The organism is Streptomyces sp. CNP082, from assembly GCF_059570535.1.
On sequence record NZ_JCANSZ010000047.1, the window covers coordinates 1 to 26,261 of the forward strand.

Consider the following 26,261-nt stretch of genomic DNA (forward strand, 5'->3'; position numbering starts at 1 on the left):
GCCGGCGACACCGCCGGACGCCCCCGCACCGGAAACAGCTCCTCGAAGTCGGCGTCAGCGAAGACCGGCCCGAGCGCATCCCGCACCCGCATCACCAGACAGCCCTTCGGGAACACCGCACGCGCCAACCGCACGGTCTCCTCCGGGATCTCCGCCAACTCCACCCCACGCAACGACACGAACCCACCCCAGAAGCACGACGACGGCCTGCACAACCCCAACGGGGTCACACAGGCCGACGTCACGCAGGCCCCCGGATTAAACCAACAGCGTCCGTAGGCGGCCCGGACCGCCGCGGGTTGCGAAGGAAATATTGCGCAACACTTCTTTCGTATCTACGGTGCCCGCATGGGGAGAGAACCTGAGCGGATCACCGAGCTGGAGCAACTGAAGGCGTTCACCCACCCGTTGCGGATCGAGCTGTACCGGCTGCTCACGGCGGCCCGCACCGCGACCGCGTCGCACCTCGCGGAGCAGGCCGGCGAGGCGGTGTCGCTGGTCAGTTACCACCTGCGCAAGCTCGCCGGGCACGGCTTCATCGAGGAGGCGGCGGAGCAGGGCCGGGACGGGCGCGAGCGCTGGTGGCGGGTCTCGGCTAAGCGGTCGTTCAGCTTCCGGTCCGCGGACTTCGACGACACCCCGGAGGGCACGGCGGCGCTGACAGGCGTCACCCGCGAGCTGCTGGCCACCCGGAGCCGTACGTACCTCAACTACCTGGACCAGCAGGCCGGGTGGGGCCGGGAGTGGACGCGGGCGGCGTTCAGCTCGGAGTACACCCTGCGGCTGACGGCGGCCGAACTGCAGGAGCTGGCGGAGGAGATGGGCGCGTTCGTCCTCAGGTGGCGGGAGCGGGCCGAGGCGGCGGAGGCGGAGGGCTCCCCGGACCGCGAGACCGTCGCCCTGCACCTCTACGGCTTCCCCTTCCGCCCGTGAGCCGGGCGCCCGCGCCCCTGCCGTCGTACCGCGACGCCGCCGTCCTGCGGTGGCTCGTGGCGTACGCCCTCTCCGTGCTCGGCGACGGCGTGTTCTTCCTCGCCCTCGGGTGGGCCGCGCAGCGGGTCGCGGGCCCGGCGGAGACCGGCGTGGTGATGGCCGCGGGCTCGGTGCCGCGCGCGGTGCTGCTGCTCGGCGGGGGAGTGGTCGCCGACCGCTTTGGGCCGCGCCGGGTCGTCATCGGCGCCGACGCGGTGCGCTGCGTCCTCATCCTGGGCACCGCCGCCGCCGTGGGGATCGCCGCCCCCGGGCTGTGGCTGCTGGTCGCGGTGGCCCTGGCGTTCGGCGTGGTCGACGCGCTGTTCCTGCCCGCGGTCGGGGCGCTGCCGGCGCGGCTCGCGCCGCCGGAGGAGCTGGGCCGGATCGCCGGGCTGCGGGCGCTGGCGCTGCGCCTGGGCGGTGCGGCGGCGGCGCCGGTCGGCGGGTACGCGCTGGTGCTGGGCGGGCCGGCGGCGGCGTTCGCGGCGGCGGGGCTGCTGTTCGCCGCGTCGGTGCCGCTGCTGCTCACGCTGCGCGTACGCCCCCTGCCGGACACACCGGACACACCGGACGCATCCGGCGCACCCGGCGGGTCGGCGGAGCGGGCGCATCCGGCGGGCGCCGGGCGGGAGTTGCGCGAGGGACTGCGGTACGTGCGCGGCCACCGGCTCATCGGGCCGCTCGTCCTCTCCGGCGCGCTCAGCGAGTTCGGCCTCAACGGCCCGCTCAACGTCGGCCTCGTCCTCCTCGCCGCCGAACGCGGCTGGGGCGCGGCCGGACTCGGCTGGCTCGTCGGCGCGTTCGGCCTCGGCGCCGGCGCCGGCGCGCTGTTCCTGGCCGTCGCCGGCCGGCTGCCGCGCCCCGGACTCGTCCACGCCGCCACCCTCGTCGCCGCCGGCGCCGCGCTCGGCTGCGTCGCGCTCGCGCCCTCCCACGGGCTCGCGGTCGCCGCCTGCGCACTGGGCGGCCTCGCGGGCGGCGTCTGCGGGGGACTGGCGTACGCGCTGATCCAGACCTCCGCCGCACCCGCCTGCCTCGGCCGCGTCACCGCCGCCACCAGCCTGACCGGCCTGGGGCTCGCGCCGCTGTGCTACCCCCTGGTCGGCGCGGCCATCGGCGCCTGGGGCAGCGCGCCGGTCTTCCTCGCCTGCGGCGCGTTCAGTTGCCTGGGCGCCGTCGTCTGCCTCGCCGCGCCCGCCGTGCGCCGGGCCGAGCTGCCCCGCGCCCGCGCCGTGCGCCGCAGCCGCCGCGCCGGTACGGGCCCGCTGCCGGACCGGCCGCCCGCCCCGGCCCCGTAGCGGAACCTGCGCCTCGCCGCCCGGTGCAACTCCCCGCCGCCCGGGGTCAGATGCCGAGCGGCGCCGACTGCGCCTGCGCCACGGCGTCCTCGTCGCCCTCCAGCTCCGCCTTCGCCGCCTCCTGCCGCCCGGTGGCGAACAGCAGCAGCTCCCCCGGCTCCCCGGTCACCGTGACCACCGGCGCGCCCCGGTGGGCCACCGCCGTCTGCCCGTCGGGCCGGCGCAGCACCAGCCCCACGGGCGACTTGCGGCCCATCATCCGGGCGCCGCGCTCCAGGCGCTGCCACAGGGCGTCGGAGAAGACCGGGTCCAGCTCCCGCGGCGTGTAGCCGGGCTGCGCGCGGCGGACGTCCTCGGCGTGGACGTAGAACTCCACGACGTTCGCGGCCTCGTCGACCTGCTTCAGCGCGAACGGCGAGAACCGCGGCGGCCCGCTGCGGATGAGCCCGACCAGCTCCTCGTACGGCCTCTGCCGGAACTCCGCCTGCACGCGCTCCAGCCGGTTCTGCAGCGGCTTGAACAGGATGCCGCCCGCCGCGTCCTGCCGGCGTTCGCGCACGACCACGTGCGCGGCCAGGTCGTACGTCGTCCAGCCCGCGCACAGCGTCGGCGCCTCGGGCCCGGCGCCCTCCAGGAGATCGGCGAGGAGCAGCCGTTCGCGCTTCGCATGGGTTGTCATGCGGCCACACTACGGCCGCGGGAGCCGCCGGAGTTGCCGGGGCACGCGGCGCCGCAGACGGCCGCGGCTGCGGGGAGGGCGAGCCCGCGCCGGCGGCACGGGCCGGGGTCACGGCAGCGGCTGGGTCAGCTTCGGGCCGTCGGGCTCGGTGCTCAGGGTCAGCGCGCAGGAGATCTCGTCCTGGCTCTGGTATTCGTACGTCGTCAGCGTCGGGTACAGCGCGTAGTAGAAGTAGTGCCGCCCGTCGGCCGGCATCGTCTCCAGCCTCTCCTCCGCGGCCCGCTGGCACAGTCCCAGCGCCTGGTCGTCGAGCGCGTCGCCGTCCGGGAAGTCGCCGCTGAGCGTGCGGTTGGCGATGATCTCGCCGTCGTGCGGGCCGGTGCACGAGCGGGTCTCGACCGACTCCACGGCGGTGTCCAGCGAGGGGTGGTCGAAGCACTCGCCGGTGCGCAGCACCACGTACGGGATGTGCGACTCGCTCGGCTCCAGGTCCCCCCGCGCGTCCGTGGTGCCCGCCGCCGCCCCCGCGCTCGCGCTCTTCGTCTCCGGGGCGCCGCCGAGGCTGTCCTGACCCGCCGGCCGCTCCGCGCTGCCCAGCGGTCGCGGGCCGCCCGCCTCCGTCCGGTCGCCGTCGCCGCCGCGCAGCGCGAGGAAGGCGGCGAGCGCCACGGCGACGAGCAGGGCCGCGGCCACCGCAGCGGTGACGGCGGGCTTCGGCCCGCGGGGTCTTGCGGGCGGATCCGGAGGAGGGTTGGTCATGGGCGAAGCATGCCCTATCGACACGTACCGATGTGCCGGAAGGGCCATCCCCGGCCGCGCGCGTCGCGCCCTCTGGCACCGTGGTGTGTCCGTCCCTCTTGGCACAATGGCCCCATGACCGGCAACCGGCCCGCGCGGCCCTCCGACCTCGATCCCGCCGTCGCGGCGCGCCTGAAACGGAACACCGACGGCATGCTGCCCGCCGTCGTGCAGCAGTACGACACGGGCGAAGTGCTCATGCTGGCGTGGATGGACGACGAAGCGCTGCACCGTACGCTGACCACCGGCCGCGGCACGTACTACAGCCGCAGCCGAAAGGAGTACTGGGTCAAGGGCGAGACGTCCGGGCACGTGCAGCATGTGAAGTCGGTCGCCCTCGACTGCGACGCCGACACCGTGCTCGTCCGGGTCGACCAGGTCGGCCCCGCCTGCCACACCGGCACCCGCACCTGCTTCGACGGCCGCGAGCTGACCGTGGGCGGTGCCGGATGACCACCCCTGACCGGGAGACGTTCCACACGCTGGCCAAGGACCGCCGCGTCATCCCTGTCGTGCGTCGCCTGCTGGCCGACGGCGACACCCCCGTGGGGCTGTACCGCAAGCTCGCCGGCGAGCGCCCCGGCACGTTCCTGCTGGAGTCCGCGGAGAACGGCCGCACATGGTCGCGGTACTCGTTCGTCGGCGTGCGCAGCGCCGCCACGCTCACCGAGCGTGACGGCCGGGCCCACTGGCTCGGCACCCCGCCCGTCGGCCTGCCCACCGGGGGCGACCCGCTGGCCGCGCTGCGCGCCACCGTCGAGGCCCTGCACACTCCGCGCGACCTGCACGAGCGCACCGACGGCCGGGGGACGCTGCCGCCCTTCACCGGCGGCATGGTCGGCTATCTCGGGTACGACGCCGTGCGGCGGCTGGAGCGTATCGGCGACAGCGCCCGTGACGACCTGCGGCTGCCGGAGATGACGATGCTGCTCGCCTCCGACCTCGCAGTCCTCGACCACTGGGACGGCAGCGTCCTGCTGATCGCCAACGCGATCAACCACAACGACCTCGACACGGGCGTCGACGAGGCGTACGACGACGCGGTCGCCCGGCTCGACGCGATGACCGCCGGCCTCGCCCGCCCCACCGCCGCGAGCGCGGCGCCGCTGCCGCCCTCCGCGCTGCCGGAGTACGGGGAGCTGTGGGGCGCCGCGCAGTTCAGGGCGGCGGTCGCGGACATCAAGGAGCGGATCAGGGCGGGGGAGGCGTTCCAGGTCGTGCCCTCGCAGCGGTTCGAGACGCCGTGCGAGGCGAGCGCCCTCGACGTCTACCGCGTGCTGCGGGCCACCAACCCCAGCCCGTACATGTACCTGATCCGGCTGCCCGACACCGGCTCCGGCGCGTTCGACATCGTCGGCTCCAGCCCCGAGGCGCTGGTCAAGGTCGAGGACGGGCGCGCCCTGCTGCACCCCATCGCCGGTACGCGCCCGCGCGGCGACACCCCGCAGCAGGACGCGGCGCTGGCCGAGGAGTTGCTCGCCGACGAGAAGGAGCGCGCCGAGCACCTGATGCTCGTCGACCTCGGGCGCAACGACCTCGGCCGGGTCTGCGAGCCCGGCAGCGTCGAGGTCGTGGACTTCATGTCGGTCGAGCGCTACAGCCACGTCATGCACATCGTCTCCACGGTCACCGGCCGGCTCGCCCCGGGACGCACCGCGTTCGACGTGCTCACCGCGTGCTTCCCCGCCGGGACGCTGTCGGGTGCGCCCAAGCCGCGGGCGCTGCAGATCATCGAGGAGCTGGAGCCCACGCGGCGCGGCCTGTACGGCGGTTGCGTCGGGTACCTGGACTTCGCCGGCGACGCGGACACCGCGATCGCGATCCGCACCGCGCTGCTGCGCGACGGCACGGCGTACGTGCAGGCCGGCGCGGGCATCGTGGCGGACTCCGACCCGGCGGCGGAGGACGCGGAGTGCCGCAACAAGGCGGCGGCGGTGCTCCGGGCGGTCGCGGCGGCGGGGCACCTGTCCCGCGCGGGCGGGCAGCCGGCGGGGTAGCGGGGCGCGTACGGCGGGCGCGGCGTGCGCATCCGTCCCACCCGCGCCCCCTGCCTGAACCGGGCCCGGCGGGTGCGAGACACTTGCCGGGTGACAGCTCAGTCCGGCTCCCGCACCCCCCTCGCCGCCGCCCTGCTCTCCGGCGCGCTCGGGGCCGCCCTGGTCCTCGTCGCCGCCGGCCGCACCTGGGCCGAGGGCGAGGCCCCCACCCCCGTCGCGGACACCGCGCTGCCGGTCACCGCCGGCGGCCGGGACGTCACCGGCGTACCGTCCGCGCTGGCGATCGTCGGGCTCGCCGCCCTCGTCGCCGTCTTCGCCGTCCGCCGCGCCGGCCGCACAGTGGTCGCCGCGCTGCTCACGCTCAGCGGCGTCGGCGTGATCGCCGCCTCCGCCGTCGGCGCCTCCGACTCCGCCGCGCTCGACGACGAGGCGGCCGAGGCCGCCGGCCTCACCGACGCCGTGGTCGACGCCGTCAGCCACACCGCCTGGCCCTGGGTGAGCCTGGCCGGCGGCGTGCTGCTGCTGTGCGCCGGTGTGCTCGCGCTGCGGTACGGTTCCGGCTGGCCGGCGATGTCCGGCCGCTACGAGCGCCCGGGCGCCTCCGGCGCCGCCGCCCGCCCCCGGCGGGCCGCACCCGCGGACCCGGAGCGGCCGGAGGAGCTGTGGAAGGCTCTCGACCGCGGCGAGGACCCCACCAGCGGGGGCTGACCGGCCCCCGGCGTCAGAGGCGTGGACCGATCGGGGACAATGGCCACGTCTGGTGATATGAGCGTTTGTACGTTTCAAGGAGCGCAGGATGGCCGAGACCTACCACCACGGACGGACGCCGGCGGCATGGGCCACGGCGACCATCATCATCATCGGGTTCTGCGTCTCGGGCGCCCTGATGGTGATGGACAAGCCCGTGCTGTTCTGGCTGAGCCTGATCATCATCCCCATCGGCGGCGTGGTCGGCGCCGTGATGCGGGGCATGGGCCTGGGCAAGAAGCCGTCGCCGCCGGTGCGCCTCGTCGGCGAGTAGCCGGCGAGCAGTCGGCGTCCGGCAGGTACGGTCCGCGCTCCGCCCCCGGCCGGGAAGCCCCGGGCCGGGGGCGCGTCGCGTCGCACCCCTCCCCGGCCCCGCGTCACCTCTCCGGGCCGCGGGGGATGCGTACCTGCACCGGCATCGGGACAATCCGGGTGTGTCCGCCCGTACCGCCGCGACCGCCCCGCTGCGGCGCCTCGCGCCCCCGCTCGCCGCGCTGGGCTGCGCCCTCGCCGGCCTCGCCGCGGTCGGCGCCGCCGACCCGAACGAGCCCGGCCGCTACCCGCCCTGCCCCGTCCTGGCGTACACGGGCCTGGCCTGCCCCGGCTGCGGCGGCCTGCGCTGCGCGCACGCGCTCGCCCACGGCGACGTGGCCGCGGCGCTGGGCGCCAACGCCCTCGTGACCGCCGCCGCGGCGGCCCTCGCCGTGGCGCTGCTCGGGTGGCTGCTGGCGGCCGTACGTCCCCGCCGCGGCGCGCCCCGGCCCTCCGTGCGCTTTCGGCCGGCGGCGGCGCTGCCGGTGGGGTCGGTGCTGTTCGCGCTGGTCGCGGCGTTTACGCTGCTGCGGAACCTGCCGTTCGGGGCGGTGCTGGGACCGTAGCCGCACCGTGTCCGGCTGGTGGGACGGAGAAGGTCCGGATTCGGGGCTTCCGCCCGGTGCCGGATACCATCGCAGGTACCCGAACAGCCGCCCGCCGGCGGCCGGTGTTCCGCACCGGCCGGCACCGGCGCCAGCAGAAAGGGGTCCGCTCGCGTGAGTGTGCTCGACGAGATCATTGACGGCGTGCGCGAGGACCTCGCCGAGCGGCAGACCCGGGTCAGCCTCGACGAACTCAAGGAGCGCGCCACCCGGGCCCCCGAGGCGCGGGACGGGGTGGCCGCGCTGCGCGGCGACAGCGTCGGCGTCATCTGCGAGGTCAAGCGCTCCAGCCCGTCCAAGGGCGCGCTCGCGGCCATCGCCGACCCCGCCGCGCTCGCCGCGGACTACGAGGCGGGCGGCGCCGCCGTCATCAGCGTCCTGACCGAGCAGCGCCGCTTCGGCGGCTCGCTGGCGGACCTGGAGGCCGTGCGCGCCAAGGTGGACCTGCCGGTGCTGCGCAAGGACTTCGTCGTCACGGCGTACCAGCTCTGGGAGGCGCGGGCGTACGGCGCCGACCTGGTGCTGCTGATCGTCGCCGCGCTGGACCAGGAAGCGCTGGTCTCGCTGGTGGAGCGGGCCGAGTCCATCGGGCTCACGCCGCTGGTCGAGGTGCACGACGAGGAGGAGACCGAGCGCGCCGTGGCCGCCGGGGCGAAGATCATCGGGGTGAACGCGCGGAACCTCAAAACGCTTGAGGTGGACCGCGGCAACTTCGGCCGGGTGGCCGCCGAGATCCCCGGCCACATCGTCAAGATCGCCGAGTCCGGCGTGCGCGGCCCGCACGACCTCATCGCGTACGCGAACGACGGCGCTGACGCCGTGCTCGTCGGCGAGTCCCTGGTCACCGGCAAGGACCCGCGCGCCGCCGTCGCCGACCTCGTCGCCGCCGGCGCCCACCCCGCGCTCCGCCACGGGCGTGGCTGACGCCCCGGTGACCCCGGACATGGACCACCCGCCCCCGCCCCCCGCCGCGCACACCGGCGCCGCGCCGACCGCCCGCGCGGCGTCCCGCGCCCGCCCCGACGGCTCCGCCGCGGCGGGCGGTCGGCGAGCGGGGCGCACCGGTGTCCCCACAGCCGGAGGCGTTCTCGCCCCCGGGTGCCGCCCCCGTGGCTGCCGGGCGCCCGCGCGGCGCGTCCGCGGGCGGCGCGTGCGCTATCACATCGGGGCCGAGCCCGGTCAGATCAACGGCATGCGATGGCAGGCGGCGTGTTCCCACGCCGTCCGTCATCCGTTCCGACCGAGGATCACCCATGTCCGCAGACTTCTTCATCCCTGACCCAGAGCGTCAGGTCCCGACCGCCGAGGGCTATTTCGGCGCGTACGGCGGCAAGTTCATCCCCGAGGCGCTCCGCGCGGCCGTCGACGAGGTCGCCGTCGCGTACGAGAAGGCCAAGGGCGACGAGTCGTTCGTCGCCGAGCTGAACGACCTGCTGGTCAACTACACCGGCCGGCCCAGCCCGCTCACCGAGGTGCCGCGCTTCGCCGCACAGGCCGGCGGCGCCCGCGTCTTCCTCAAGCGGGAGGACCTCAACCACACCGGCTCGCACAAGATCAACAACGTGCTGGGCCAGGCCCTGCTCACCCGCCGTATGGGCAAGACCCGCGTCATCGCCGAGACCGGCGCGGGCCAGCACGGCGTGGCCACCGCCACCGCCTGCGCCCTCCTCGGCCTGGAGTGCACCGTCTACATGGGCGAGATCGACACCGAGCGGCAGGCGCTCAACGTCGCCCGCATGCGGATCCTCGGCGCCGAGGTCGTGCCGGTGAAGTCCGGCAGCCGCACCCTGAAGGACGCCATCAACGAGGCGTTCCGCGACTGGGTGGCCAACGTCGAGCACACCCACTACCTCTTCGGTACGGTCGCGGGCCCGCACCCCTTCCCCGCCCTCGTACGCGACTTCCACCGGGTGATCGGCATCGAGGCCCGGCAGCAACTGCTCGACCGCACGGGCCGGATGCCCGACGCGGCCGTGGCCTGCGTCGGCGGCGGCTCCAACGCCATCGGCCTCTTCCACGCCTTCCTGCCGCACCCCGCCGTGCGCCTCGTCGGCTGCGAGCCCGCCGGGCACGGCCTGACCAGCGGCGAGCACGCCGCCACCCTCAGCCTCGGCGACCCCGGGATCCTGCACGGCTCCCGGTCGTACGTGCTGCAGGACGAGGACGGCCAGATCACCGAGCCGTACTCGATCTCCGCCGGCCTCGACTACCCCGGCGTCGGTCCCGAGCACGCCTATCTCAAGGACGCCGGCCGCGCCGAGTACCGGGCCGTGACCGACGACGAGGCCATGCAGGCGCTGCGGCTGCTGTCGCGCAGCGAGGGCATCATCCCGGCCATCGAGAGCGCCCACGCGCTCGCCGGCGCGCTGGAGATCGGCCGCGAGCTGGGTCCCGACGGCCTGATCGTCGTCAACCTCTCCGGCCGCGGCGACAAGGACATGGACACCGCCGCCCGCTACTTCGGGCTCTACGACGCCGAGGAGGCGGACCGGTGACGGGGAACATCGCGCGGCTCGACGCCGTGCTCGCCGCCGCGAAGGCGGCGGACCGGGCGGCCCTCATCGGCTACCTGCCGGCGGGCTTCCCGGACGTGGACACGGGCGTACGGGCCATGACCGCCATGATCGAGGGCGGCTGCGACGCCATCGAGGTCGGCCTGCCGCACAGCGACCCGGTGCTGGACGGCCCGGTGATCCAGACCGCCGACGACATCGCGCTGCGCGGCGGGCTGCGCATCAAGGACGTCATCCGCACGGTCGCCGAGGTGCAGGCCGCGACGGACGCCCCGGTGCTCTGCATGACGTACTGGAACCCGGTCGACCGCTACGGCCCCGAGCGCTTCGCCGGGGATCTGGCTGCGGCGGGCGGCGCGGGCTGCATCCTGCCCGACCTGCCCGTCGAGGAGTCGGGACCGTGGCGGCAGGCGGCTGACAAGCACGACCTGGCTACGGTCTTCGTGGTCGCCCCCAGCAGCCGTGAGCAGCGGCTTTCGGCCATCACGGCGGCCGGTAGCGGCTTCGTCTACGCCGCGTCGCTGATGGGCGTCACCGGCACCCGCGAGTCGGTGGGCCGCGAGGCCCGGGACCTGGTCCGCCGCACCCGCGCCACCGAGGCGGTACGCGACGGCGGCCTGTCCGTCTGCGTCGGCCTCGGCGTCTCGACGGCCGCCCAGGCGGCCGAGGTAGCCGGGTTCGCCGACGGCGTGATCGTCGGCTCGGCGTTCGTCAAGCGGCTGCTGGCCGCGGGCGACGACCACGAGGCCGGCCTCGCGGCCGTGCGAGCGCTGGCCGGCGAGCTGGCCGAGGGGGTGCGCCGCCGGGCCTGACGGCGGTGGCCATTATCCACAGGGCCCTCCGCGGTGCGTACGGACGTGCGATCCTGGAAAAGAGCAATCCGTGCCGTACTGGGGAGGGCCCGATGGCCGGCGAACAGCCCGGCGCCGACGACGAGTCGCGTCTGCCCGATGACATATGGGAGCGATTCCAGAAGGACTCGCTGGGCCAGATAGACGCCACCGCGCCCAAGGAGCACTCCGCCCGGTGGTATGAGGTCACGGAGCGGCTTGCCGCCGAGGAGGCCCGGCGCGAGTCGGCCCCCCGGCCGCGCCGGATGCACCGCCCCCGGCCGCGCATGCCGCACGCTCCGGTACCGCGCGCCCTCACCGTCGGCCTGGTCCTCGTCTCGGTCGTCCTGGTGCTCTCCGCCGCCGCCGCGTACCTGCAGTACGGGCGCGTGTTCTGATCCGTCACCGGGCGGCGGGTCCCTCGTTATAGCCGGGCGTGAGCGAGAACAAGCCCGAGGGAAAGCGCGCCGCCAGGGAGCGGATGCAGGCCGAGCGTGAGCGGCAGAGGTCCAAGGACAAGCAGCGGCGCATGCTCGTCGTGCTCGCCGCGGTGGTGGGGGTGCTCGCCGTGATCGCGGTGGTCGGCATCCTCATCGACCAGAACAGCGGCGACGGAGACGAAGGCGACAAGCCCGTGGCGTATCCGAAGGGCGCCGTCGGCAAGGACCGGCTCGCGCTGCCCGCGGGGAAGGCGGACGCCCCGGCCGCCCTCACCGTGTACGAGGACTTCCGCTGCCCCGCCTGCGGCCAGTTCGAGGCCGGCTTCAGCAAGACGATCAACGAGCTGGAGGACGCCGGGAAGCTGCGCACGGAGTACCGGCTGGTCAGGCTCATCGACGGCAACTTCGGCGGCTCCGGCTCGCTGAACTCCGCCAACGCCGCCGCCTGCGCCCAGGACGCCGGCAGATTCGTCCCCTACCACGACGTGCTCTTCCGCAACCAGCCGCCGGAGACCGACGACGCCTTCGCCGACAAGGGGCATCTGAAGGACCTGGCGGGCAAGGTCGACGGGCTGAGCGGCAAGCGCTTCGACTCCTGCGTCGACGACGGCAGGTACGACGGCTGGGTCGACGCCTCCGACGACGCCTTCGGCGAGTCCGGCCACAACTCCACGCCCACGGTCCTGCTGGACGGCGAGAACATCTACGGCCAGGGCTCGGACCTCACCCCGGAGCGGCTGAAGCAACTCGTCGGCGACGTCGCGGCGGGCTGAGGAGATACGACCTCGCCCGCACTGACGCGGACGGGGCCGTTATGCAGGTGTTGCCGGACTGGTTCGCCTCACCCCGCAGGGCGCGGTACCGTCGGTCCTGCTGTGACTCCTCCCTCTTCGGCCGAGGCCGAGGGGCTTCCCCCTCCGTTGTGTGACGGAGGGGCGGCCAAGCCCTGACCGCTGCCCGAAGGCAGGCTCACGAGCATACAAGACGCAGGTCGGCAGCGCGCGCTAGGAGACGGATGGATCTCGCATACATCCCCAGTCCCTCCGACGGGGTCTGGCACCTCGGACCGGTCCCGCTGCGCGGGTACGCCCTCGCCATCCTGCTCGGCATCTTCGCCGCCATCTGGCTCGGCGGGCGCCGCTGGATCGCGCGCGGCGGCCGGCCGGGGACCGTCGCGGACATCGCCATCTGGGCCGTGCCCTTCGGCCTCGTCGGCGGCCGGCTCTACCACGTCGTCACCACGTACGAGCCGTATTTCGGCGAGGGCGGCGACTGGCTCAAGGCGTTCGAGATCTGGGAGGGCGGCCTCGGCATCTGGGGCGCCATCGCGATGGGCGCGCTCGGCGCCTGGATCGGCTGCCGCCGCCGCGGCATCCCCATCCCGGCCTACGCCGACGCCGTCGCGCCCGGCATCGCGCTCGCGCAGGCCCTGGGCCGCTGGGGGAACTGGTTCAACCAGGAGCTGTACGGCAAGCAGACCGACGTCTCCTGGGCCGTCGAGATCGACGCGGACCACTCCGTCACCGGCACCGCCGAGACCTTCCACCCGACCTTCCTGTACGAGTCGCTGTGGTGCATCGGCGTCGCGCTGCTGGTGATCTGGGCGGACCGGCGCTTCCGCCTCGGCCACGGCCGGGCCTTCGCGCTCTACGTCGCGGGCTACACCGCGGGCCGCGGCTGGATCGAGTACATGCGCGTGGACGAGGCGCACGAGATCCTCGGGCTGCGGCTCAACGTCTGGACGTCGATCCTCGTCTTCGCCGCCGCGGTCGTCTACATCGCGGTGTCGGCGAAGAAGCGGCCGGGCCGCGAGGAGGTCGTGGAGCCGGCCGCGGCGGACGGCGAGCCCGGGGACGGCGACACGGACGCGGACGGCGCCCAGAAGAAGGCCGGCGACGCGGAGGCCGGTGACGCGGCGGACGGCGAGTCCGGCAAGGCGGCCGGGCCCGGTGACGACGCCGGTGAGCCGGAGCCGGCGCCCGCCGCGGCCGAGGCCGCCGGGGACGCCCCCGCGGGCGAGCGCGGCCGGCACACGTAGCGCCTGCCCGGCGGATCAGGTCCGGGAAGGCCGCGGCGTCCGGCGCCGTGTAACGCGAGGCGGACGGTCGACCGCATACCGGCGCATATGTCGTTGCGCAACGCCGGGCGGTTCGGGTCCGGGTTCCCCCGGCGCTTCGCGCGCGGGCGGTGCCCCAGCGGGCCGGGAGACGACCCGCCGGACAGACCCATGCCGCCCAGCGCACCTCCGGAAAACGGCAGGGCCGTCGCCGCACCCGCGGCGACGGCCCTGCCCGTGTCCGGCGCGGATTTCCCGGCCGGATCGTCCCCTGGAGTCTGTCCGGCGCCCCGGCGGCGGAACCCCGGGGCGGGGTCCACGTGCGCGGCGCTGCACGGGGAGACCGCTGCCGCGGCCGGCAGCCAGCGTGCCGTCCGCGTACGGCGCTGTCGGGACCCGGCGTCGTGACCGGCCGCGCGGCTGCCGCCGCCACGTGGTCCGCCCCGCGGGCCGGTCCCGCAGGCCCGGCCCCAGGTGAGTACGGCCTGCCTTGCTGGCGGGCCTCCCGCCCCCCGCGTATCGTCGAACTGAAGATCGACGAGGGGAGCGCGATCCATGTCCGCTGGGCTGCAGGCGGGACGGCCGGCCGAGCGGCACGGCCACAGCCACCGCGACGTCACCGGCGGCTGGCTGCGGCCCGCCGTCTTCGGCGCGATGGACGGCCTGGTGTCGAACCTCGCGCTGATCACCGGCGTGGCCGGTGGCTCGGTCTCGTCCACGACCATCGCGCTGACCGGCCTCGCGGGGCTGGCGGCCGGTGCCTTCTCGATGGCCGCGGGGGAGTACACCTCGGTCGCCTCCCAGCGCGAGCTGGTCCTCGCCGAGCTGGACGTGGAGCGGCGCGAGCTGCGCCGGCACCCGGAGGACGAGCTGCGCGAGCTGAGCGACCTGTATGTGTCCCGCGGCGTGGACCCGGAGCTGGCCGTCGAGGTGTCGAGGCAGCTCATGCGGGACCCGGAGCAGGCGCTGGAGATCCACGCCCGCGAGGAGCTGGGCGTCGACCCGGGTGACCTGCCGTCGCCGACGGTGGCCGCGGCGTCGTCGTTCGGCGCGTTCGCCGTGGGCGCCGTGCTGCCGGTGCTGCCGTATCTGCTGGGCGCGACGGCGCTGTGGCCAGCGGTGCTGCTCGCCTTGGCCGGGCTCTTCGCCTGCGGTGCGGCGGTGGCGCGCATCACGGCCCGCAGCTGGTGGTACAGCGGCCTGCGGCAACTGCTCCTCGGCGGCGCCGCGGCGGCGGTCACGTACGGGCTTGGCGGGCTCTTCGGGGCCGCCGTCGGGGGCTGACGGCCGGGCGCCGGGCGCGGCTGAATCCCGTATGCTCGAAAGCGGCCTGTCCGCACTCGTGATCTATTTCTGCCGGGTTTCGAACCGGACCTCCGCGGGCATGTGACGGGAACCGCGGGCAATGCCGCCCGCACTTTCTCCTGCACGAACAGTGCAGATCCCCCGCTTTGCGGGGCGCACTCCCGACCCCGGGGTGTCCGGATGCTGATACGCAGTATCCGCTTCCTGAGCTGCAGGTCATCATGTAACCTGCACGAAATTTCGGCCAGGGCCAACGTCGTCCCTCGGCACGCATCACTGCCACGACGACGACGGGAGAGCCGATGCGGCACGCATCCCAGGCGGCCCGCCCTGCAGCGCAGGGGCTGTACGACCCCCGGTACGAGCACGACGCCTGCGGGGTCGGCTTCGTCGCCGCGCTGAGCGGTCAGGCGAGCCACGCACTCGTCCAGCAGGCGCTGACGGTGCTGCGCAACCTGGAGCACCGCGGTGCCACCGGCTCGGACCCGGACACCGGCGACGGCGCCGGCATCCTGCTGCAGGTCCCGGACGCCTTCCTGCGCGAGGTCGCGGGCTTCCCGCTGCCGGCGGCCGGTTCGTACGCCGTGGGCATGGCCTTCCTGCCGGTGGCCGGGGCCGAGGCCGCCGCCGTACGGGAGCGGGTCGAGGCCATCGCCGCCGAGGAGGGCCTCGCCGTGCTCGGCTGGCGCGAGGTTCCCGTGGCGCCCGAGCTGCTCGGCAGCGGCGCCCGCGCGACCATGCCGTCGTTCGCCCAGCTCTTCGTCGAGAGCGCCACCGCGGACCCGGCGGCCCGCAAGAGCGGCATCGAGCTGGACCGGTCCGCGTTCGTGCTGCGCAAGCGCGCCGAGCGGGAGACCGACGTGTACTTCCCGTCGCTGTCCTCGCGCACCCTGGTCTACAAGGGCATGCTGACCACCGGGCAGCTCGAACCGTTCTTCCCCGACCTGTCGGACCGCCGGCTGACCACCGCCATCGGCGTGGTGCACTCCCGGTTCTCCACCAACACCTTCCCGAGCTGGCCGCTGGCCCACCCGTACCGCTACATCGCGCACAACGGCGAGATCAACACGGTTCAGGGCAACCGCAACTGGATGCGCGCCCGCGAGTCCCAGCTCTACTCGGAGCTGTTCGGCGCGCACGACCTGGAGCGGGTCTTCCCCATCTGCACGCCCGGCGCCTCCGACACCGCCTCCTTCGACGAGGTGCTGGAGCTGCTGCACCTGGGCGGGCGGTCGCTGCCGCACGCGATGCTGATGATGATCCCGGAGGCGTGGGAGAATCACGAGTCCATGGAACCGGCCCGCCGAGCTTTCTACCAGTACCACTCCACCGTCATGGAGCCCTGGGACGGCCCGGCCGGTGTCAGCTTCACCGACGGCACCCTCGTCGGCGCCGTCCTGGACCGCAACGGCCTGCGACCCGGCCGCTACTGGGTCACCGACGACGGCATGGTCGTGCTGGCCTCCGAGGTCGGCGTGCTCGACTTCGACCCGGCCCGCGTCGTACGCAAGGGCCGGCTGCAGCCCGGCCGGATGTTCCTGGTCGACACCGCGCAGCACCGCATCGTCGAGGACGACGAGATCAAGGCGGAGCTGGCCGCCGAGCACCCGTACGGGGAGTGGCTGGACGCCGGCATCGTCGCGCTGCCGGAGCTGCCCGAGCGCGAGCACATCGTGCACACCCACGCCTCGGTCACCCGCCGCCAGCAGACCTTCGGCTACACCGAGGAGGAGCTGCGCGTGCTGCTCGCGCCCATGGCGCGCACCGGCGCGGAGCCGATCGGCTCCATGGGCTCCGACACCCCGCTCGCGGGTCTCTCGGACCGGCCGCGGCTGATCTTCGACTACTTCACGCAGCTCTTCGCGCAGGTCACCAACCCGCCGCTGGACGCGATCCGCGAGGAACTGGTCACCTCGCTGCACTCCGCGCTCGGCCCGCAGGGCAACCTGCTCATGCCCACGCCCGCGTCCTGCCGCACCGTCACGCTGCCCTTCCCGGTCCTGGACAACGACGAGCTGGCCAAGCTCATCCACATCAACGCCGACGGCGACATGCCGGGCTTCAAGTCCGTGACGCTCTCCGGCCTGTACCGCGTGCACGGCGGCGGCGAGGCGCTCGCCGGCCGGCTGGCGGAGATCTGCGCCGAGGTCGACGCCGCGATCGACTCCGGCGCCCGGCTGCTGGTCCTCTCCGACCGGCACTCCGACGCCGAGCACGCCCCGATCCCGTCGCTGCTGCTCACCTCCGCCGTCCACCACCACCTGATCCGCACCAAGCAGCGCAGCCAGGTCGGCCTGCTGGTCGAGGCCGGCGACGTGCGCGAGGTGCACCACGTCGCGCTGCTCATCGGCTTCGGGGCCGCGGCGGTCAACCCGTATCTGGCGATGGAGTCCGTCGAGGACCTCGTCCGCGCCGGTACGTACCTTCAGGCCGGCCCGGACGGCGACTCGCATACCGCCATCCGCAACCTGATCAAGGCGCTGGGCAAGGGCGTGCTGAAGGTGATGTCGAAGATGGGCATCTCCACCGTCGCCTCCTACCGCGGTGCGCAGGTCTTCGAGGCCATCGGCCTGGACCAGGAGTTCACGGACACCTACTTCCACGGCACCACCTCGAAGATCGGCGGCGCCGGTCTCGACGTCATCGCGGCGGAGGTCGCCGCCCGGCACGCCAAGGCGTACCCCGCCTCCGGCATCGCCCCGGCGCACCGCAACCTGGAGATCGGCGGCGAGTACCAGTGGCGCCGCGAGGGCGAGCCGCACCTGTTCGACCCGGACACCGTCTTCCGGCTCCAGCACTCGACCCGCACCCGCCGCTACGACATCTTCAAGCAGTACACGCGGCGCGTGGACGAGCAGTCCGAGCGGCTGATGACGCTGCGCGGCCTGTTCCGGCTGGCGTCCGACCGCCCGGCGGTGCCGCTGGACGAGGTCGAGCCCGTCGCCGAGATCGTCAAGCGGTTCTCCACCGGCGCCATGTCGTACGGCTCCATCTCCAAGGAGGCGCACGAGACGCTGGCCGTCGCGATGAACCAGCTCGGCGGCAAGTCCAACACCGGCGAGGGCGGCGAGGACGCCGACCGGCTGTACGACCCGCGGCGGCGCTCGGCGATCAAGCAGGTCGCCTCCGGCCGCTTCGGCGTCACCAGCGAGTACCTCGTCAACGCCGACGACATCCAGATCAAGATGGCGCAGGGCGCCAAGCCCGGCGAGGGCGGGCAACTGCCCGGCCACAAGGTCTACCCGTGGGTGGCCAGGACCCGGCACTCCACGCCCGGCGTCGGCCTCATCTCGCCGCCGCCGCACCACGACATCTACTCGATCGAGGACCTGGCGCAGCTCATCCACGACCTGAAGAACGCCAACCCGCAGGCCCGCATCCACGTGAAGCTGGTCAGCGAGGTCGGCGTCGGCACGGTCGCGGCCGGAGTGTCCAAGGCGCACGCCGACGTGGTGCTGATCTCCGGCCACGACGGCGGCACCGGCGCCTCCCCGCTGACGTCGCTGAAGCACGCTGGCGGTCCCTGGGAGCTGGGCCTCGCCGAGACCCAGCAGACGCTGCTGCTCAACGGGCTGCGCGACCGCATCGTCGTGCAGACCGACGGGCAGCTCAAGACCGGCCGCGACGTGGTCGTCGCCGCGCTGCTCGGCGCCGAGGAGTTCGGCTTCGCGACCGCGCCGCTGGTGGTCTCCGGCTGCGTGATGATGCGCGTGTGCCACCTGGACACCTGCCCGGTCGGCATCGCCACCCAGAACCCGGTGCTGCGCGAGCGCTACGCCGGCAAGGCCGAGCACGTCGTCAATTTCTTCGAGTTCATCGCCGAGGAGGTCCGCGAGCTCCTGGCCGAGCTGGGCTTCCGCACCCTGGACGAGGCCGTCGGCCACGCCGAGATGCTGGACGTCTCCCGCGCCGTCGACCACTGGAAGGCGCAGGGACTGGACCTCGCGCCGCTGCTGTACGTCCCTCAGCTTCCGGACGGCGCCGCGCGCCACCGGGTCACCGGCCAGGACCACGGCCTGGAGAAGGCGCTCGACAACGAGCTGATCAAGCTCGCCGCCGATGCGCTGGCCGCACCGTCGGCCGCCGAGGCCCAGCCCGTACGGGCCCGGGTGGCGATCCGCAACATCAACCGCACCGTCGGCACCATGCTCGGCCACGAGGTGACGAAGAAGTTCGGCGGCGAGGGGCTGCCCGACGACGCGATCGACATCACCTTCACCGGCTCCGCCGGCCAGTCGTTCGGCGCCTTCGTGCCGCGCGGCGTCACGCTGCGGCTGGAGGGCGACGCCAACGACTACGTCGGCAAGGGCCTGTCCGGCGGCCGGCTCGTGGTCCGCCCCGACCGCGGCGCGGACCACCTCGCCGAGTACAGCGTCATCGCGGGCAACACCCTCGCGTACGGCGCCACCGGCGGCGAGATCTTCCTGCGCGGCAGGGTCGGCGAGCGGTTCTGCGTCCGCAACTCCGGCGCGCTCGTCGTCGCCGAGGGCGTCGGCGACCACGGCTGCGAGTACATGACCGGCGGCCGGGCCGTCGTGCTGGGCGAGACCGGGCGCAACTTCGCGGCCGGCATGTCCGGCGGCGTCGCGTACGTCCTCGACCTCGACCCGGCCAACGTCAACGAGGGCAACCTCGCCGCCGTCGACCGGCTCGACGACGCCGACCGGCAGTGGCTGCACGACGTGGTGCGCCGCCACCACGAGGAGACCGGCTCGACGGTCGCGGAGAAGCTGCTCGCCGAGTGGGACGCCCCCGACGCGGGTGCCGCCCGGTTCAGCAAGGTCTACCCGTCCACGTACAAGGCAGTGCTCACCGCCAAGGACGCCGCTGAGCGGGCCGGCCTCACCGAGGCCCAGACCCACGAGAAGATGATGGAGGCTGCGCTCCATGGCTGATCCCAAGGGCTTCCTGACCACCGGCCGCGAGGCCGCCGAGACCCGGCCCGTCACCGAGCGGGTCAAGGACTGGAACGAGGTCTACGTCCCGGGCTCGCTGCTGCCCGTCATCAGCAAGCAGGCCGGCCGCTGCATGGACTGCGGCATCCCCTTCTGCCACAGCGGCTGCCCGCTGGGCAACCTCATCCCCGAGTGGAACGACTACGCCTACCGCGGGGACTGGACCGCCGCCAGCGAGCGGCTGCACGCGACCAACAACTTCCCGGAGTTCACCGGGCGGCTGTGCCCGGCGCCGTGCGAGTCGGCCTGCGTGCTGGGCATCAACCAGCCGGCGGTGACCATCAAGAACGTCGAGGTCACCATCATCGACAAGGCGTGGGAGGCGGGCGCGGTCACGCCGCAGCCGCCGGAGCGCCTGTCGGGCAAGACGGTCGCCGTCATCGGCTCGGGCCCGGCGGGGCTGGCCGCGGCGCAGCAGCTCACCCGGGCCGGGCACACGGTCGCGGTCTACGAGCGGGCCGACCGGATCGGCGGGCTGCTGCGGTACGGCATCCCCGAGTTCAAGATGGAGAAGCGGCACATCAACCGGCGCGTCGAGCAGATGCGCGCGGAGGGCACCAAGTTCCGTACGGGCGTGGAGATCGGCCGCGACATCGACGCCGCCAAGCTGCGCAAGCGCTACGACGCCGTGGTCATCGCCGCCGGCGCCACCACCGCCCGCGACCTGCCGGTGCCCGGCCGCGAGCTGGCCGGCGTCTACCAGGCGATGGAGTACCTGCCGCTGGCCAACAAGGTCCAGGAGGGCGACTACGTCGCCCCGCCCGTCTCCGCCGAGGGCAAGCACGTCGTGGTCATCGGCGGCGGCGACACCGGCGCCGACTGTGTCGGCACGGCGCACCGGCAGGGCGCGGCCTCCGTGACCCAGCTGGAGATCATGCCGCGGCCGTCCGAGGAGCGCCCCGCGGGCCAGCCGTGGCCGACGTACCCGATGACGTACAAGGTCACCTCCGCCCACGAGGAGGGCGGCGAGCGCGTCTACTCGGTCTCCACCACCCACTTCGAGGGCGACGAGGAGGGCAACGTGGCCTTCCTGCACCTGGTCGAGGTGAAGTTCGAGGACGGCGGGTTCAAGCCCGTGCCGGGCACCGAGAAGAAGATCCCGGCCGAGCTGGTCACCCTCGCGATGGGCTTCACCGGCGTGGACCGGGAGAACGGTCTGGCCGAGCAGCTGGGCCTGGAGCTGGACGCGCGCGGCAACGTCGCCCGCGACGCCGACTTCGCCACCAGCGTCCCCGGGGTCTTCGTCGCCGGCGACGCCGGGCGCGGCCAGTCGCTGATCGTCTGGGCGATCGCCGAGGGCCGTTCCGCGGCGCGCGGCGTGGACCGTATGCTGACGGGCGCCAGTGACCTGCCGGCGCCCATCGGGCCGGCGGACCGGGCGCTGGCGGTCTGACGCCCCGGCGCCACCGCACGAGGACGTCACGTCCCTGGGATGTCCCGTACAACGAGGTACGGAACAGCAAGATCCGCGGCGCCTGCCTCTCCCCGACCGTTGAGGCGGGCGTCTCGGCGCGTCCGGCGGGCGCTGCGGGGCTGAGCGGGATGAGGGGGGCGGGTGGGACGGATGCCGTCTGGTGCGGCGGGGGCGTAGCGGATACCTTCCGGGAAGGTGCGCGCGTCATGCAACTCCCGTTCGTATCCCAGGAGTCCACATGCTCAGACGTCGCTGGACAGCACCGCTGTTCCTCGCCGCTGTGCTCGCCCTGTTCGCCCCCCTGACGGCTGCCGCCGCCCCCGAACCGACCGTCACCGGTTCGGCTCCGGCCGCCGAAGTCCCGCTGGCGGAGCTGGCGGTCACCACCACCCAGGTGGCCTCCGGCCTGCGCCGGCCCGTCGACATCGCCGCGCCCGGCGACGGCAGCGGCCGGCTGTTCATCGCCGAGAAGCGCGGCACCGTCCGCGCGTACCACCCCGACACCGGCCTCGCCCCGGACCCCGTCGCCGACCTCACCGACGTCGTCGACGAGTCCGGCAACGAGCGCGGGCTGCTCGCCGTCATCCCCGACCCCGCCTTCCCCGAGGTGCAGGACCTGTACGTCGTCTACACCGCGCTGCCCGACGGCGCGGTCACCCTGGCCCGCTACGGGCTCGACGACAGCGGCCTGGAGGTGCTGCTCTCCCAGGAGCACGCCGAGAACTGGAACCACAACGGCGGCACGATCGCCTTCGGCCCGGACGGCTATCTCTACTGGACCATCGGCGACGGCGGCGGCGCCGGCGACCCGTACGACAGCGGCCAGCGGCTCGACACCCTCCTCGGCAAGATGCTGCGCATCGACGTCAGCCGGACCTGCGGCGAGCGGCCGTACTGCGTGCCGGAGGACAACCCCTTCGTCGGCACGGCGGACGCACGCCCGGAGATCTGGGCGTACGGGCTGCGCAACCCCTGGAGGTACTCCTTCGACCCGGCGGACGGCTCGCTGTGGCTCGGCGACGTCGGCCAGGGGGCCTGGGAGGAGATCAACCACGTCGCCCGTTCGGAGCAGGCCGGCGCGAACTTCGGCTGGTCCTGCCGCGAGGGCCTCGTGGTCTTCGACGAGGCGCAGTGCGAGGACGGCGCCGAGTACACCGACCCCGTCTTCACCTACTCCCCGTACACCGGCGGCTGCTCCGTCATCGGCGGCCGGGTCTACCGCGGCGAGCAGTACGCCGACCTGCTCGGCGGCACGTACATCGCCACCGACTACTGCTCCTCCGCCGTCTGGGCGCTGCGCGAGGACGGCGAGGGCGGCTACGAGCAGGCGGAGATCGGCCAGTTCCCCACCCAGATCACCGACATCGGCGAGACGGTCGACGGCGAGTTCTACGTCGTCAACGACCTGCCGGGCGGCCTGCACAAGGTCGACTTCGAGCGGCAGCGGCCGACCTGCCGGATCGACCTCACCTCGACGACCTGGGGCGGCGGCCTGACCGCGGACCTGACGCTCACCAACACGGGCAGCACGCCGGTCGACGGCTGGACGCTGACGTTCCCGCTCGCCATGGGCCAGACCGTGATCTCGGACTGGAACACCGACCTCGTGCAGCTCAGCAACGTGATCAGGGCGTCCAACGGCACCCACAACGCGGTCATCGAGCCGGGGGAGAGCATCTCCCTGGGCTATCTGGCCAGCCATACGGGTGACGTTTCGCCGCCGGCACGTGCCAACCTCAACGGCGACGCCTGCGCCCTGACCCCCTCCGGGGCCGCGGCCGGCTGATCCCACGGAGACAGCAAGCGCTTCCCGCACGCCCCCGGTCGTACGCCGGGGGCGTGCGGCGCAAAGAAGGCGATGATAATTTCGGCTGCACAGCGCGCAACGTCAATGGTCGGACAATTGTCGGGTGGACGCTTTGGCGGCGGCCCAGACAACGGTTCGGCATCACCTCGAAGTCACCCTTGACCACTGGTTAAACCTGTCCATACCGTCCTGCTGGTCTAGACAAGTTCAGGTTCGGCTTCACTGAGGAGCGGGAGCGGTTCATGCGGAAGTTCGTCATCGGCGCCGTGAGCGCCGCAATGGTGCTGGGGCTCGCCGCCTGCGGCAGCGACTCCGACGATTCAGACGGCGGCGGTGACGCGCTGGACGGCAAGGGCAAGACCCTCGACGTCTGGATCATGGAGGGGACCAACCCCGACGCCAAGCCGTTCTTCGACAAGCTGAACAAGGCGTTCGAGAAGAAGACGGGCGCCAAGGTCAACGTCGAATACCAGCAGTGGGCGAGCGCCCAGCGCAAGTTCACCACCGCGATCGAGGGCGGCCCCGACCAGGTGCCGGATGTCGCCGAGGTCGGCACCACCTGGGTGCCGCAGTTCGCCGAGACCGGCGGCCTGGTGGACGTCACCGACGAGGTGAAGGCGGCCGGGCTCGACCAGGACCTCGTCGAGGGCCTGAAGGACGCGGGCACGCTGGACGGCAAGCAGTACGGCATGCCCTGGTACGCGGGCGTGCGCGGCCTCGTCTACCGCAAGGACATATTCGACAAGCACGGCCTGAAGCCCCCGACGACCTGGGAGGAGCTTCGCGACGTCGCGCTCACCCTGAAGAAGGAGGAGCCGGACATGATCCCGTTCCCCGTCGCCGGCGGGGCGGAGATGTTCGCGATGCCCTTCGTCTGGGGCGCGGGCGGCGAGCCGGCCGTGCAGGACGGCGACTCCTGGAAGTCCGCCATCAACTCGCCGGAGTCCGTCGAGGGCCTGGAGTTCTACACCGACCTGGCGACGAAGGACGGCCTGTCCCCGGCGAAGGCCACCACCTGGCGCGAGGACGAGGTGGCCCAGGACTTCACCAAGGGGAACGTCGCCATGACGATCTCCGGCAACTGGACCCCCAAGGCGTTCATCGAGGAGGCCCCCGAACTTGAGGGCAAGCTCGGCGCCGCGCCGATCCCCGGCAAGGACGGCGGCATGAGCCCGTCGTTCCTCGGCGGCTCCTACCTGTCGACCTTCGACAGCGACAAGAAGGAGCTGGCCTGGGAGTACGTCAAGATGGCCACCACCGGCAAGTTCGCCGCCGAGTGGGCCAAGCAGACGAACTACTTCCCCGGCACCAACACCGAGCTGGAGAAGATCGCCGCCGAGGGTGACCCGCTGGTCGAGCCGTTCGCCAAGCAGATGATGGAGGCCGGCGCGACCGTCCCGAAGACCAGCTCCTACGGCGAGATCCAGGCCAGCCAGGTGGTGCTGAAGCTGGTGCAGTCCGTGCTCAAGGGCGACCAGAGCGTCCAGGAGGCCGCGGACAAGGCCGCCGGCGAGATGGACGACATCTTCGCCAAGTCCGAGTAGACCCGGGCTTTCGGACAAGGACACGGAAACACCGTGAAGGAATCGCTCACCGCCGAGGCCGCGGTGGTTCCCGCAAAGGAGCCGTCGCGGCCCGGCCGCACCTCCGCAGACGCCGCGCGCCGCCGCAAGCGGGTGGTCACGCTGACCCGGCCGTGGCTGCTGCTGGCACCGTCCCTCGTCGTGCTCGCCGGGCTGCTGCTGTGGCCGCTGATCGAGGTCGGCAAGCTGTCGCTGCAGGAGTACGAGGTCAAGTTCGGCGGCGGCGTCGGCACCTGGACCGGGTTCGACAACTACTCCGACCTGCTCTCCAACGACCTGCTGTGGCGCACGGTCCTGCCGAACACCGTGGTCTTCGCGTTCGCCTGCGTGATCCTCACCGTGGGGTTCGGCACCCTCGTCGCGCTGCTGCTCAACCGCCTGGGCACCGTGTGGCGGGTGATCTGCTCCACCGCGATCATGGCCGCCTGGGCGATGCCGGCGGTCACCGGCACCTACGTCTGGGTGTGGCTGTTCGCGCCGGAGGACGGAATGATGAGCCAGGTCGCCGGCGGCCTCGGGCTGATCGACCCGGAGTCCACCAACTGGTTCACCGAACGGCTCGGCTTCTACGCCATCGCCACCCTGAACGTCATCCACCACGGCTTCCCCTTCGTGGCCATCACCGTCCTCGCGGGCCTGATGACCGTGCCGAAGGAGCTGTACGAGGCCGGGATGATCGACGGCGCGAGCGCCTGGCAGCGGTTCTGGAGCATCACCGTCCCGGCGCTGCGGCCGATCTTCCTGGTCGTGACCATCCTCTCGACCATCTGGGACTTCAAGGTCTTCACCCAGATCTTCCTCATGCCCGGCGGCAGCGGAAGCAACGAGGACGTCATGAACCTCGGCGTGTACTCGTACATCGAGGCGTTCGCCAAGGACGACTACGGGGCCGGCGCCGCCGCGGCCGTGCTGCTCACGCTGCTGCTCATCGCCATCACCCTCGTCTACATCCGCACGCTCTTCCGGCAGGGGGAGGAGGACCTGTGAAGCGCACCTCGACGGCCTCACGCATCGGCCTGCCGGCCGCGGTCGCGGGCCTGCTGATCTTCACCCTCTTCCCCGTCTACTGGATGGTGAGCACGGCGCTGGACCCGCGGGCCACCTCGCGGGGGTCCGACCTGGTGCCCAGCGGGGTGTCGTTCGACCACTTCAGCCGGGTGTGGAACGAGGGCGACTTCGACCGCTACCTGCTGAACTCGGCGATCGTCGGCATCGGCACCATCGTGGCCGCCGCCGCGCTGTCGCTCTTCGCGGCCGTGGCCGTGGCGCGCTTCCGGTTCAAGTTCCGCACCTCCGTGCTGATCATGATCCTGATCGTGCAGATGGTGCCGCTGGAGGCGCTGGTCATCCCGCTCTTCCTGCAGATGCGCGACTACGAGCTGCTCAACAGCCTGCTCGGGCTGACGATCGTCTACATCGCGCTGTCGCTGCCGTTCGCGATCTGGACGCTGCGCGGGTTCGTCGCCACCGTGCCGAAGGAGGTCGAGGAGGCGGCGTACATCGACGGCTGCACCTGGCCGCGGATGTTCTGGTCCGTGCTGCTGCCGCTGGTGGCGCCCGGGCTGGTGGCCACCAGCGTGTTCGCGTTCATCACCGCCTGGAACGAGTTCATCTTCGCGTACGTCTTCATGCAGGACAGCGACAAGTACACGGCGGCCGTCGGGATCTACCAGTTCTTCGGCGAGAACGACACCGCGTGGGGGCCGGTGATGGCCAGCTCCACGCTGGTCACGCTGCCGGTGCTGATCTTCTTCGTGATCGTGCAGCGGCGGCTGGCCGCCGGGCTGGCGGCGGGGGCGATCAAGGGCTGAGGGCGCGGACCGGTCCGTCGCCGTCTGGTGGTGTCCCAGCTGTGGGTTGCGAGAACCAAGCTTTCCGCGCCTGCTGATCGAGAACCAAGACAGCACATGCAGAGCTTTGCCGTATCAAACCGGGCTGGTTTCAACCCGG

The 26,261-nt window shown here is 73.0% G+C and carries 23 protein-coding genes; 21 read left to right on the plus strand and 2 right to left on the minus strand.

Annotation, left to right across the window (positions count from 1 at the left end; all coding sequences use genetic code 11):
* The first annotated feature begins 348 nt into the window (after window positions 1-348).
* Window positions 349-933, plus strand: a complete 585-nt coding sequence (locus B124_RS28550) for an ArsR/SmtB family transcription factor (protein ID WP_496505865.1) — start codon at window positions 349-351, stop codon at window positions 931-933.
* Between the two features lie 17 nt (window positions 934-950).
* Window positions 951-2,270 (plus strand): MFS transporter, encoded by a 1,320-nt coding sequence (locus tag B124_RS28555; protein ID WP_496505911.1) that lies wholly within the window; start codon window positions 951-953, stop codon window positions 2,268-2,270.
* A 46-nt stretch (window positions 2,271-2,316) separates the two neighbouring features.
* Here B124_RS28555 and B124_RS28560 read toward each other — a convergent pair whose 3' ends face one another.
* The gene (locus B124_RS28560) at window positions 2,317-2,949 is read right to left on the minus strand and encodes a TIGR03085 family metal-binding protein (protein WP_496505866.1); all 633 of its coding nucleotides are present in this window, start codon (window positions 2,947-2,949) and stop codon (window positions 2,317-2,319) included.
* A 108-nt stretch (window positions 2,950-3,057) separates the two neighbouring features.
* Window positions 3,058-3,708 (minus strand): hypothetical protein, encoded by a 651-nt coding sequence (locus B124_RS28565; protein ID WP_496505867.1) that lies wholly within the window; start codon window positions 3,706-3,708, stop codon window positions 3,058-3,060.
* Window positions 3,709-3,822: 114 nt separating this feature from the next.
* Here B124_RS28565 and hisI point away from each other — a divergent pair, with 114 nt between their 5' ends.
* The 19 genes from hisI to B124_RS28660 all read left to right on the plus strand — a co-directional run bounded on the left by hisI (window position 3,823) and on the right by B124_RS28660 (window position 26,122).
* Window positions 3,823-4,200 (plus strand): phosphoribosyl-AMP cyclohydrolase, encoded by a 378-nt coding sequence (gene hisI, locus B124_RS28570; RefSeq protein WP_496505868.1) that lies wholly within the window; start codon window positions 3,823-3,825, stop codon window positions 4,198-4,200.
* Complete coding sequence (locus B124_RS28575; RefSeq protein WP_496505869.1) at window positions 4,197-5,744, plus strand: anthranilate synthase component I; 1,548 nt, start codon at window positions 4,197-4,199, stop codon at window positions 5,742-5,744. Before hisI ends, B124_RS28575 begins: the two co-directional genes overlap by 4 nt.
* A 90-nt stretch (window positions 5,745-5,834) precedes the next feature.
* A complete protein-coding gene (locus B124_RS28580; RefSeq protein WP_496505870.1) occupies window positions 5,835-6,452 on the plus strand; it encodes a TIGR02234 family membrane protein in 618 nt (205 codons plus the stop codon).
* An 88-nt stretch (window positions 6,453-6,540) separates the two neighbouring features.
* Window positions 6,541-6,765 (plus strand): HGxxPAAW family protein, encoded by a 225-nt coding sequence (locus B124_RS28585; RefSeq protein WP_496505871.1) that lies wholly within the window; start codon window positions 6,541-6,543, stop codon window positions 6,763-6,765.
* Window positions 6,766-6,925: 160 nt separating this feature from the next.
* Complete coding sequence (locus tag B124_RS28590; protein ID WP_496505872.1) at window positions 6,926-7,369, plus strand: DUF2752 domain-containing protein; 444 nt, start codon at window positions 6,926-6,928, stop codon at window positions 7,367-7,369.
* A gap of 153 nt (window positions 7,370-7,522) precedes the next feature.
* Window positions 7,523-8,332, plus strand: coding sequence for an indole-3-glycerol phosphate synthase TrpC (gene trpC / locus B124_RS28595; protein ID WP_496505873.1), 810 nt, complete (start codon window positions 7,523-7,525; stop codon window positions 8,330-8,332).
* A gap of 19 nt (window positions 8,333-8,351) precedes the next feature.
* Window positions 8,352-8,687 carry a tryptophan biosynthesis modulator TrpM gene (trpM, locus tag B124_RS28600; RefSeq protein ID WP_496505912.1) on the plus strand — a complete coding sequence of 112 codons (336 nt, stop codon included), beginning with the start codon at window positions 8,352-8,354 and terminating at the stop codon, window positions 8,685-8,687.
* Entirely contained in the window at window positions 8,662-9,903 is a 1,242-nt protein-coding gene (gene trpB, locus B124_RS28605; RefSeq protein ID WP_496505874.1) for a tryptophan synthase subunit beta, read from the plus strand. The genes trpM and trpB overlap by 26 nt, the downstream gene beginning before the upstream one ends.
* Window positions 9,900-10,733, plus strand: coding sequence for a tryptophan synthase subunit alpha (gene trpA / locus B124_RS28610; RefSeq protein WP_496505875.1), 834 nt, complete (start codon window positions 9,900-9,902; stop codon window positions 10,731-10,733). Before trpB ends, trpA begins: the two co-directional genes overlap by 4 nt.
* A gap of 92 nt (window positions 10,734-10,825) precedes the next feature.
* Entirely contained in the window at window positions 10,826-11,149 is a 324-nt protein-coding gene (locus B124_RS28615) for a hypothetical protein (RefSeq protein WP_496505876.1), read from the plus strand.
* Between the two features lie 38 nt (window positions 11,150-11,187).
* The gene (locus B124_RS28620) at window positions 11,188-11,964 is read left to right on the plus strand and encodes a DsbA family protein (protein WP_496505877.1); all 777 of its coding nucleotides are present in this window, start codon (window positions 11,188-11,190) and stop codon (window positions 11,962-11,964) included.
* Window positions 11,965-12,206: 242 nt separating this feature from the next.
* Window positions 12,207-13,229, plus strand: a complete 1,023-nt coding sequence (lgt, locus tag B124_RS28625) for a prolipoprotein diacylglyceryl transferase (RefSeq protein WP_496505878.1) — start codon at window positions 12,207-12,209, stop codon at window positions 13,227-13,229.
* A 573-nt stretch (window positions 13,230-13,802) separates the two neighbouring features.
* A complete protein-coding gene (locus B124_RS28630) occupies window positions 13,803-14,531 on the plus strand; it encodes a VIT1/CCC1 transporter family protein (protein WP_496505879.1) in 729 nt (242 codons plus the stop codon).
* A 323-nt stretch (window positions 14,532-14,854) separates the two neighbouring features.
* Window positions 14,855-19,447 carry a glutamate synthase large subunit gene (gltB, locus tag B124_RS28635; RefSeq protein ID WP_496505880.1) on the plus strand — a complete coding sequence of 1,531 codons (4,593 nt, stop codon included), beginning with the start codon at window positions 14,855-14,857 and terminating at the stop codon, window positions 19,445-19,447.
* Complete coding sequence (locus B124_RS28640; RefSeq protein WP_496505881.1) at window positions 19,440-20,900, plus strand: glutamate synthase subunit beta; 1,461 nt, start codon at window positions 19,440-19,442, stop codon at window positions 20,898-20,900. Before gltB ends, B124_RS28640 begins: the two co-directional genes overlap by 8 nt.
* 259 nt (window positions 20,901-21,159) lie before the next feature.
* On the plus strand, window positions 21,160-22,707 hold the full coding sequence (locus B124_RS28645; RefSeq protein ID WP_496505882.1) for a PQQ-dependent sugar dehydrogenase: 1,548 nt from the start codon (window positions 21,160-21,162) through the stop codon (window positions 22,705-22,707).
* A 263-nt stretch (window positions 22,708-22,970) separates the two neighbouring features.
* Window positions 22,971-24,272 carry a sugar ABC transporter substrate-binding protein gene (locus B124_RS28650; protein ID WP_496505883.1) on the plus strand — a complete coding sequence of 434 codons (1,302 nt, stop codon included), beginning with the start codon at window positions 22,971-22,973 and terminating at the stop codon, window positions 24,270-24,272.
* Between the two features lie 33 nt (window positions 24,273-24,305).
* Window positions 24,306-25,298 (plus strand): carbohydrate ABC transporter permease, encoded by a 993-nt coding sequence (locus tag B124_RS28655; protein ID WP_496505884.1) that lies wholly within the window; start codon window positions 24,306-24,308, stop codon window positions 25,296-25,298.
* A complete protein-coding gene (locus B124_RS28660) occupies window positions 25,295-26,122 on the plus strand; it encodes a carbohydrate ABC transporter permease (protein WP_496505885.1) in 828 nt (275 codons plus the stop codon). The genes B124_RS28655 and B124_RS28660 overlap by 4 nt, the downstream gene beginning before the upstream one ends.
* The last annotated feature ends 139 nt before the right edge of the window (window positions 26,123-26,261 follow it).